The 2,885-nt window shown below is 50.0% G+C and carries 3 protein-coding genes; all 3 read left to right on the top strand.

Features of this window, described 5'->3' with window-relative positions; translation table 11 throughout:
* Positions 1-90: 90 nt before the first annotated feature.
* Positions 91-810, top strand: coding sequence for a YjjG family noncanonical pyrimidine nucleotidase (locus AC1WIP_RS14030; RefSeq protein WP_481142409.1), 720 nt, complete (start codon positions 91-93; stop codon positions 808-810).
* 1 nt (position 811) lies between these two features.
* Positions 812-1,813 (top strand): helix-turn-helix transcriptional regulator, encoded by a 1,002-nt coding sequence (locus AC1WIP_RS14025; protein ID WP_481142408.1) that lies wholly within the window; start codon positions 812-814, stop codon positions 1,811-1,813.
* A 21-nt stretch (positions 1,814-1,834) separates the two neighbouring features.
* Positions 1,835-2,885, top strand: a 1,051-nt coding sequence (locus AC1WIP_RS14020; RefSeq protein ID WP_481142407.1) for a pyridoxal phosphate-dependent aminotransferase, incomplete at its 3' end; no start/stop codon positions are given.

The raw sequence follows: 2,885 nt of genomic DNA, 5'->3' as shown, positions 1-2,885 counted from the left end.
TACTTGCAGTGATTGCGGCGGTGGGAGCTGTGGGGATTGCCCTGGGCATCTTTCTGCGAAAGAAAAAAGACGCGAAGGAGAACCACTGAAATGAAGTTTACCACTGTGCTTTGGGATGTGGATGGAACGCTGCTTGATTTTTCCTATTCCCAGAGATATGCCATTACAAAATGCTTTCATTCCATCGGCAGAGAGATTACCGAGGAAATGATAGAGCGGTACGCGCAGATCAACGACAGCTTTTGGAAGCGGCTTGAGCTGGGAGAGATCACAAAGAAGGAGCTGCTTCCCGGCCGGTTTCTCGCCCTGTTTGAGGAGTACCATATTACTGGTGTGGATGTGGAGGCCTTCCGCAGGGAGTACCAGGAGGCTCTTGGCAGCGTCTACTGCTGCATTGATGACTCCATTGACATCTGCAGATTTCTTCAAGGAAAGGTGAAACAGTATGTGGTTACAAACGGCGTGGCTTCCACCCAGGAAAATAAGCTTAAGCTGTCAGGCTTAAGAGATACCATGGATGGGCTCTTTATCTCTGAAAATATAGGAGCGCCAAAGCCTCAGAAGGCATTTTTTGACTACTGCCTTTCCCATGTGCAGGAAAAGGATAAGAAGAAAATCCTGATTGTGGGAGATTCTCTTTCCAGCGATATCAAGGGCGGCTTTCTGGCGGGGATAGCCACCTGCTGGTACCGCCCGGAGGGAACCTTAAATACCTCTGAGCTTTTACCGGACTATGAAATAAGCGATCTGCATCAGATTTATGATATTCTATTGCGCGATTCCTACGCTGCGCTTCGGAATGGAGAGTAAAATGGCAAAATCATCGGGACAAAAGCTGAAGCTTTTGTACATAATGAAGTTTCTTGCGGAAAATACGGATGAGGAGCATCCTATGAGCACCTCAGAGCTGATAGAGAGGCTGGAGGCTCAGGGAATCCACTCGGAGCGCAAGAGCATTTACGACGATATCTCCAAGCTGTGTGATTTTGGATATGATATCATTCAGGTTCACAGCCGACAGGGCGGAGGCTATTACCTGGCGGAGCGTGAATTTGAGCTGGCGGAATTAAAGCTTTTGGTTGACGCAGTGCAGTCCTCTCGGTTTATCACAACAAAGAAGTCCAGGGAGCTGATCGGGAAGCTGGAGCGCATGGCCGGAAAATATGACGCGGGCAAGCTGCAGCGGCAGGTTTATGTGGCAGGACGGGTGAAAACGGAGAATGAAAGCATTTATTATAATGTGGACAATATCCACCGCGCCATTCAGGAGAATAAAAAGATTTCCTTTACCTATCTGGACTGGAATCTGCAAAAGGAGCTGGTGCCGAGAAAAAACGGGGACAAGCAGGTAAGTCCCTGGGCGTTGATCTGGCGTGAGGAAAATTATTATCTGGCTGCCTTTGACGACGAAGACAAGATTATGAAGCACTACCGAGTGGATAAAATGGGGAAGGTGGAGGTGCTGGACGCAAAACGGGATGGCATCCGTCAATTTGCGGATATGGACCTTGCCTCTTACGTGAACCAGACCTTCGGCATGTTTGCCGGACAGGAGGAGAGCGTGACTCTTGCGTTTCCCAATCGGCTGGCCGGTGTGGTGCTGGACCGCTTCGGCAGGGAATCATCCATCCGCCCTTTGGAGGATGGACAGTTTCATATCCGTGTCCGGGTGGCAGTCAGCGGGCAGTTTTTCGGCTGGCTTGCGGGGATCGGCCAAGAAGCCAGAATAGTGGGACCAGAAGCAGTAAAGGAAAAATACAGAGCCTGGCTTTTGGCTATTTTGAATGGAGAACCCCATCAGGGGAAAGAATAAGAGGGAAAGAAGGAATTTGACATGGAGATTCATCCTGCCCAGAGAATGGAGGCCTTTGAAGCGGGAATTTTTCAGGTGCTGGACGAAAAGAAGAAGGTATATGCGGCCTCAGGAAGAAAGGTTTACAATTTCAGCGTGGGCACTCCGGACTTTCAGCCTCCGGAGCACGTTATGGATGCGGTGGCAAAAGCGGCGGCCATTCCGGAAAATTATAAGTATGCGCTTTCGGATCTGCCAGAGCTTACCCGGGCGGTGATTGACCGGTATCAAAGCAGATATGGCGTGACGCTTTCACCGGAGGAAATCATGAGTGTGTACGGCTCCCAGGAGGGCATCGCCCACATCGGGTTTACCCTTGCGGATCCGGGAGATATTGTGCTTGTGCCGGACCCGGGTTATCCTATTTTTGCCATAGGCCCGGCGCTTGCAGGTGCAAAAATTGAAAAATACCGGCTCACAAGGGAGAAGGATTACCTGCCGGATTTAGAGGATTTGGGAAAAAGGTATGGCCACAGAGCTAAATTTATGATCGTGTCCTACCCTTTGAATCCTGTGGGCAAGGCTGCGCCGGATTCCTTTTATGAGAGACTGATACCCTGGGCGGCGGAAAATGAGATTTTCCTGCTCCACGACAATGCGTATTCAGATATCATATTTGACGGCAGAGAGGGGAAATCTATTTTATGGTTTCCTGGGGCAAAGGAAGTGGCTGCAGAGTTTTATTCTCTGTCTAAGTCCTTCAACTATACAGGGGCCAGAATGGCTTTCCTTGTGGGAAACCGGACAGTGGTGCAGAATTTCAAAAAGCTCCGGTCCCAGATTGACTATGGAACCTTTCTGCCGGTGCAGTACGGAGCCATTGCGGCCCTGACGGGACCGGATCATATGGTTAAGGAGCAGTGCAGGGAATATGAACGGCGCAGAAACGCTCTCTGCGACGGCTTTACAAAATTGGGATGGCCCTTTGAGAGAAGCCAGGGAACTATGTTTGCCTGGGCCAGGATACCTCAGGGCTTTTCGGATGATGTAAAATTTGTCATGGAGCTTTTGGAAAAAACGGGAGTGCTCTGTA

It is taken from the genome of Acetatifactor sp., assembly GCF_982438285.1.
This window is presented reverse-complemented; position numbering and strand designations above follow the sequence as displayed.